The 6,681-nt window shown below is 31.0% G+C and carries 6 protein-coding genes and 1 pseudogene; all 7 read left to right on the forward strand.

The annotated features are described in order from the left end of the window. A partial coding sequence (locus IBX42_RS10670) for a hypothetical protein (RefSeq protein ID WP_294932750.1) occupies positions 1–808 on the forward strand: 808 nt, incomplete at its 5' end. Then, positions 786–1,838 (forward strand): glycosyltransferase family 4 protein, encoded by a 1,053-nt coding sequence (locus IBX42_RS10675; protein ID WP_294932752.1) that lies wholly within the window; start codon positions 786–788, stop codon positions 1,836–1,838. The genes IBX42_RS10670 and IBX42_RS10675, both read left to right, overlap by 23 nt. Continuing rightward, positions 1,831–3,111 carry a Coenzyme F420 hydrogenase/dehydrogenase, beta subunit C-terminal domain gene (locus tag IBX42_RS10680; protein WP_294932754.1) on the forward strand — a complete coding sequence of 427 codons (1,281 nt, stop codon included), beginning with the start codon at positions 1,831–1,833 and terminating at the stop codon, positions 3,109–3,111. The genes IBX42_RS10675 and IBX42_RS10680 overlap by 8 nt, the downstream gene beginning before the upstream one ends. 3 nt (positions 3,112–3,114) lie before the next feature. Further along, on the forward strand, positions 3,115–4,380 hold the full coding sequence (locus IBX42_RS10685) for a polysaccharide pyruvyl transferase family protein (protein WP_294932756.1): 1,266 nt from the start codon (positions 3,115–3,117) through the stop codon (positions 4,378–4,380). Beyond that, positions 4,377–5,579 carry a hypothetical protein gene (locus tag IBX42_RS10690; protein ID WP_294932758.1) on the forward strand — a complete coding sequence of 401 codons (1,203 nt, stop codon included), beginning with the start codon at positions 4,377–4,379 and terminating at the stop codon, positions 5,577–5,579. The genes IBX42_RS10685 and IBX42_RS10690 overlap by 4 nt, the downstream gene beginning before the upstream one ends. Before the next feature lie 111 nt (positions 5,580–5,690). Continuing rightward, positions 5,691–6,437: a transglutaminase domain-containing protein gene (locus tag IBX42_RS10695; RefSeq protein ID WP_294932760.1), complete on the forward strand. Its 747-nt coding sequence runs from the start codon at positions 5,691–5,693 to the stop codon at positions 6,435–6,437. Position 6,438: 1 nt separating this feature from the next. After that, positions 6,439–6,681 (forward strand): annotated as a pseudogene (locus IBX42_RS10700) (asparagine synthetase B); the annotation flags it as partial.

The following is a 6,681-nucleotide window of genomic DNA, read 5'->3' on the forward strand; positions in this document are numbered from 1 at the left end:
AATATTATTTTTTATGAATATTGTTTTTATTTTTAGCGGTTTAGCTTTTGATTTGAATTTTTTTGAATCTTTTTATGACATGGATTATCGTTTTGGTTATAACGGAGTCTTTTTAGCTGGCAATGAGTCTTCTTTTGTGTTGATTAGTATGCTTGGTTTTTTATACTTTAGAGCATACTATGAAAATGGAAGCAAATTATTTTTATTGATAGCTCTTCTTGCAAGCTTATTGTCTGGCATGAAAGCAGTATATTTGTTTGTTATATTACTTTTATTTTTTCATTTAGTTCAAAAAATGAGAAAAATTCATTTAGTTTGGCTTATCCCAATAGGTATATATGCAACAACACAAGTCATAGGGTATATTCAGAGTGAAGAATTTCAAACATTAATTGCTTTTTTTATGCGAACACTTGAAACTAAAGGATTGATGCATATGATGCTTTCTGGTAGAAATGAAATTTTAATGAATGAATCAGTTCAAGTTTTAGAAAGTTGGACTTTTTTAAATTTTTTATTTGGTGGAAGAAATGTCCTAGTTTTTATTATGGAAATGGATTTTTTTGATTTACTTTTATTCTTTGGTGGGCTAGGAAGCCTAATTTACACTTACTTATTTTATAAAATGTTTATACAAAAATTAATTTGGCATAAGTTTTTTACATTTTTTACATTCTCTGTCTTAGTATTGGCATTTTTTGGAGGACACTTCTTAACAAGCCCTACGAGCGCAGTGTATTTTTCACTAGTTATTATATATTTTCAAAATTATAGGTTAAAAAATTATGCAAAACATCCTACTAATTAACAACGGCTACCCATCGCAGACGAATCCGCAATATTCGACTTATATCAAGTCTATACATGATTGTCTTCAAGAGAGTGGTTTACATGTAGAGCTACTAATTTTAGATACAAATTTTAAAACAAAAAAAGAGAAAATTTTTAAATACATGAACTATTATAAAAAACTTTTCCTTCATGATTATTCAAAGCATGATTATGTGTATATCCATAATTATCCGCACTCTTTTTTACCTTTGATTTTTAAACTTTCAAAGATGAAAAACTTGACAATTCATTGGCATGGTACTGATATATTTGCTCCATCAAAATTAAGCAAGTATTTAAATATGATCTCGTATCTCTTTTTGCCAGCTACAGCCAAACATATGACTCCTTCAAACTATTTTGCAGATATGGTAAGTGAAAAGTTAAGTATAGATAGAAAAAAAATACTTGTTTCTCCTAGCGGAGGTATAGATACTTCAATTTTTAAAGTGCAAAAAATAAATAAAAAAGATGAAGTAGTTCTGGGTTTTGCTTCGAGTATGCGAACAGACAAAGGGATGGATTTTGTTTTGAAACTAATACAAAATGCAGAAGAAATTGAAAAGCTCACAAATAAAAAAATTAAACTTCTGTGTATCAATTATGGCTCTGAAAAAGCGCACTACAGTGATGAACTACAAAAAGTAAGCAATGTTAAAATCATCGAACCAGTTCCAAAAAATCAGATGGTTACATTTTATGAGCAAATTGACTTATTATTATTATCTACTCGTATGGCTGAGAGTTTGGCACTGGTTGGACTTGAAGCGATGAGCTGTGATGTACCAGTTGTGGGAACAAACGACTTTGCGATAAAAGAGTATGTTGTTGATGGTATAAGTGGAGAAAAATTTGAAAAAGCTGACTTTGCCTCTTTTCAAAAAGCTGTAATAGCAGCTATTAACAATCTTGAAAACTATAGCCCAAGAGACATAGTACTCAAACAATATAGCAAAGAGCATGTGGTGGCTCAGTACAAAAAGTATTTCGGAGCAGATAATGAGTGAATTTAAAAATGTTTCATTTGTGTCTGACGACAATATGTGTACAGGTTGTGGAGTGTGTGTAGCAGTTTGTCCGCATGATGTTATAAGCATGTTAGTAGATGAAGCAAAAGGGGTCTATCAGTCTAATGTTAATTTGGAGACTTGTACAGACTGTACTATTTGTTTAAAAAGTTGTCCACCGCTTACATGGTCAAATGAACCAAAAACACAAATTTATAACGAGATGGTAGGTGACTATGTTGCAGGGTATGCTACATATAGTAATGATGAGTATATAAGAAGAGATTCTGCTTCTGGTGGATTTATAACAACACTTCTTTTATATCTGCTTGAAAAAGGATTGATACAAGGTGCAGTAGTAACTAAAAGAGATGAAAATAATCCACTAATAAGCAAGCCTTTTATAGCTACTACAAAAGAAGAGATTATAAATGCTAAAGGATCTAAGTATTCTCCTGTTAAGTTTGATGAGATACTTCATGATATTATCGAAGGTGATTATGAAAATTTAGCTGTTGTTGGTTTGCCTTGTCATATAGAAGGAGTAGCAAGAGCTGCACAAAAAAGTAAAAAACTAAGTAAAAAGATAAAATACAAAATAAGCATAGTTTGTGGACAAGCACCTAGCTTTTTAGGGTATGAGTACATAGCAAAAAAATTTGAGATTGAAACAAATAAAATAACTGAATTAAAAAATCGAGGCGATGGATGGCCTGGATATATGGAAATACAATTAGATAGCAAAAATATAAAAGTACCATACGGTAGCAAATATTCTATGGGAACGGTTTTGTCCTCTCCTTTGTTTACTCCTCTTGCTTGTCAGATGTGTGCTGATGCGGTTGGTTTTAATGCAGATGTAAGTGTGAGTGATGCGTGGCTAGAAAAATATATGGATGATAAACAAGGAGTTAATCTTATCTTAACTAAAAATCGAGAGTTGGATGAGATTATAAAGCAGATGGGCAGAGATGATTATATAACTCTTATAGATGAAAATATAAATGAATTTATAAAAGCAAATAAATCAGTCATACATAATAAAAGTAAATTTAATAATTATAGACTTGATAAATTTATAGGTCCAAACAGAGAACTCTATTCTCAAAAAATGTTAAATAATTATCATGTTTCTTTTACACAAAAGATAAAACTGATTATTTTTACATGGCATTTGAAGATTATAAAAAAACTTGACATAAAAAAAATAGTTCCAAAGCTCAATGATAAAGTATTGTTTTATTTGAAAGCTTTGAATTTATTAAAAAGGTAATGAGTGAAAAATTTATTGATAATACAAAATTATAATGCAAACAAAGGCGATTCTTCTGTAATTCATACTATGAATAAAACAATTACAGAGATGGATAGTAAAGTAAGTATCTCTTTAACCTCCTATGACCCAGAGATGGCAAAGGAAGAATATGGCTTAGAGTCTGCCGAATGGGTAGTGAATTTTAGAAACATAAAACTTGCACATTCAAAAATTGGCAAGTTGTACTATTTTGCAAAAGAGTTTTTGTGGATTGCCTATAGCTTGGTATGGATTGTTTTTTATAAGGTTGGCTTGAAGTTACCTTTGCCAAAGTTTAAAAGAAAGGCGATAGAACTTTATTTGCAGAGTGAAGTTGTCGTATTGCCTGGTGGACACTTTTTTACAAACCTTAATGGTTTCCCTGTCAATATTTCACATGCTTATGGCTTGCTATATGCAAAATGGCTTGGTAAAAAAACAATGATATATTCTCAAACAGTGGGACCATTTTTTGGGAAATTTGGCACTTTGACAAAAAAAATAGCCGACTTTGTAATAAAACATACGGATGTGGTAACACTCAGAGAAGAAGATTCTACTCAATACTGCAAGGGTTATAAAAATGTACATGTAACTGCTGAAACAGTATTTGCTTTACCTACCGACAAACAAGTCGCAAAAGATTTAGAACAGCTTCAGGAATTCAAAAACAAAGAAGAATTGGTTGTTGGGGTGACAATACACCACATCTATTTTAAACATTTTTTTAGCAAGTCTGAATATGTAGAACTGATGTCAAATATATTTGATGAAATAGTCTCCAAGTTTAAGTGCAATGTCTTAATCATTCCAATGGAGGCAAGTTACCATAAAGGAGGTGACAGACCTATTGCAAAAGAGATGAAAGAACTATGTACATATAGTGATAAAATACATATTTTAGAGGGAGATTTTGATCCATTGATGACTTCATCTGCTATAGCAAATACAGATATATTTATAGGCACTAAAACACACTCTATTGTTTATGGATTGAAGTCAATTGTTCCAACTATTTCAATATCGTATCAGCAAAAGTCAACAGAATTTATGAAAATGTTTGGTGTTGAAGAGAATGCCATAGATTTAAAAGGTTTAGAATTAGAGCCTTTTATGGATATATTTAAAAAAGTTTATCAGAATCAAGAAAAATATAAAAATTCTCAAAAAGAATTTTATGAGAAAGTAAAAGAAAAATCTCTAGAAAATAACAAATATTTGCTTTCACTATTTGAGGATGTTCAATGATAAATGAAAAAGTCGAAAAAGCATTAAAAAAATTACAACTATATATTGAAAAAGAGGAGTATAAAGGATGGGATCCTTATGATGCCCTCAATAGTGATTTTATAAATAAAATGACTTCGTTTCATCCGTCTGCACAAAGAGTTGCTATCCATTTGTTGAAAAATTCTCCATTCAATATGAGAAATATTTTTGGTATAGAAAAAGATTATAACCCGACCGCACTTTCTTTGTTTATAGATGGATATGTCAATCTGCATCAGATTTATAAAGATGAGACATATATCCAAAAAGCAAATGAATTGAAAGATTTGCTTTATTCTTTGGCATGTATAAACAATCAAGATGAGATAGGTTGGGGAAGAAACTTTAAATTTATAACTAGTAAAGAGACACATGAGCTTGATAAGCCACTCACTTTTTTAAATGCTAAACTGACCCTGAGCTTACTTAACTTATATGTTGTCACACAAGATGGGTTGATTTTAGCAAATACAAAAAAGGCTATCTACTCTATTTTAAAAAATGGAAGAGTTTTTGAGACAAAAGAAGGTGTTTATGTTGGATACTCATCAGATAGCCAACCAAGATACATTTTTAATGCTTCTATTCTAACGGCAGAGTTAATAATGAAATATCTTTACTTTTCGAATCAAGAAACAGAGATTGTCTTTGGTATAGATATAAAAAAATTAGCTCAACATATGATTGACACTGTTTTGGAAAAACAGCAAAGTGATGGAAAATGGTACTATGGATATAACTATGATTTCAGTGTGTTAAGAAATGTCGATTTTCATCAAGGATTTGTCGCAGATGCTCTTTTGGGTATTTCTAAACATAGTGACTACAAAAAAGAAGATGTAATAAATGCTTATAAAGCAGGTATTGAATTTATGCATAAAGAGCAAATCAGTGATGATGGACGCTTTAAGTGGAGACTTCCAAAAGAATACCCAGTAGATATACACAATCAAGCACAGGGCATTATTTCTTTGTCTCGCATACAAAATAAAGCATTTGAAGATAAACTTGAAAAATTATTGCACTATACATTTGAATATTTTCTTGATAAGAAGAACGGATATTTTTACTATCAAAAAAATAGATTCCATACAATCAAAATACCATTTATAAGATGGGGTGATGGCTGGATGTTTTTTGCACTGAGTGAATATTTAAAAAATAAGGCAAGAAAATAACATGTGCGGAATAGTAGGAACAGTAAATAAACCATCAGGAGAAAATCATGACAATAAATAAAATCAAATTTACAAACAGTATATTTGCAATTATAGGGGGGGGGTATTTTGATGTTAGCTTTTTATAATGCTTACTTGCACTATAAAGAAGAGCAATTTATCAAAAGTTACATCTCAAAAATGGCTATTACAGAGAGTCGCTATGACTCTAAAGTAGAATATTTTCATGCGATTTCTGATTTTGTTGATAATGATTTCAATAAAAATCAAAGTACGTGGAAATATACAAATTTAAAAAATAGACCATTTTTGAGACAAAGTGCTCATGAGTTACTTACAAATAAAGAAGGTGTTTGCGGTGAAGGGGCAAGAGTGATGATTCGTATACTTCAGTCACTTGGATATGATGCAACAAGATTGGCTTTTTATAGCAAAAAGTTTGGAGCTGCTCATGCACTTGTATCAGTTTATGCGGATGGTGCTGAGATGGTTGTAGACTCTATCAATTATCCAACAGAACTAAATCAAATCATTAGAAAAAATTCACACAGTATGAGCGAAATTGACCTTATGTATTATGGACAAAGATTTATAAAAAAAAGTAGTCATGAATTGACACCTTTTGCGAAGTTTTTTCAAGAACATTACTCAACTTATAGTTATGAAGCAACACCTTATTCCAAACTAATTTCAGCTTTAGGATTTAATAAGCATATTTTTAATTACGACCGACCAAATAAGCTTCTATCATATATTGTAGAATCTGTATTTCTCATCAAGTCTATAGTTTTCTTTATTGCTTTTCTTCTTTGGATAAGTGTCTATTTCTTAGCAAGACATTTTATGAGGAAAATATAACATGTGCGGAATAGTAGGAACAGTAAATAAACCCTTTGACAAGACACTTTTGGAGCTAATCTCTCATCGTGGACCTGATGATAGCGATATCGTAAATTTCAAAAGTGGTGGCAGTGAAATATATCTAGGGCATGTGAGACTCTCTATCCAAGACCTCAGTGCTGCAGGGCATCAGCCTATGAGCTCGGCATGTGGAAATTTTGTGATCATCTTCAATGGTGAGATATACAATCATCTTGATTTA

The sequence above is a fragment of the Sulfurimonas sp. genome, from assembly GCF_014859695.1.
Taxonomy (GTDB): Bacteria; Campylobacterota; Campylobacteria; order Campylobacterales; family Sulfurimonadaceae; genus Sulfurimonas.

Bases quoted from the DNA above. Each gene is read 5' to 3' on its own strand.
- IBX42_RS10695 (WP_294932760.1), top strand. From the start codon at position 5,691: ATGTTAGCTTTTTATAATGCTTACTTGCACTATAAAGAAGAGCAATTT.
- IBX42_RS10675 (WP_294932752.1), top strand. From the start codon at position 786: ATGCAAAACATCCTACTAATTAACAACGGCTACCCATCGCAGACGAAT.
- IBX42_RS10680 (WP_294932754.1), top strand. From the start codon at position 1,831: ATGAGTGAATTTAAAAATGTTTCATTTGTGTCTGACGACAATATGTGT.
- IBX42_RS10690 (WP_294932758.1), top strand. From the start codon at position 4,377: ATGATAAATGAAAAAGTCGAAAAAGCATTAAAAAAATTACAACTATAT.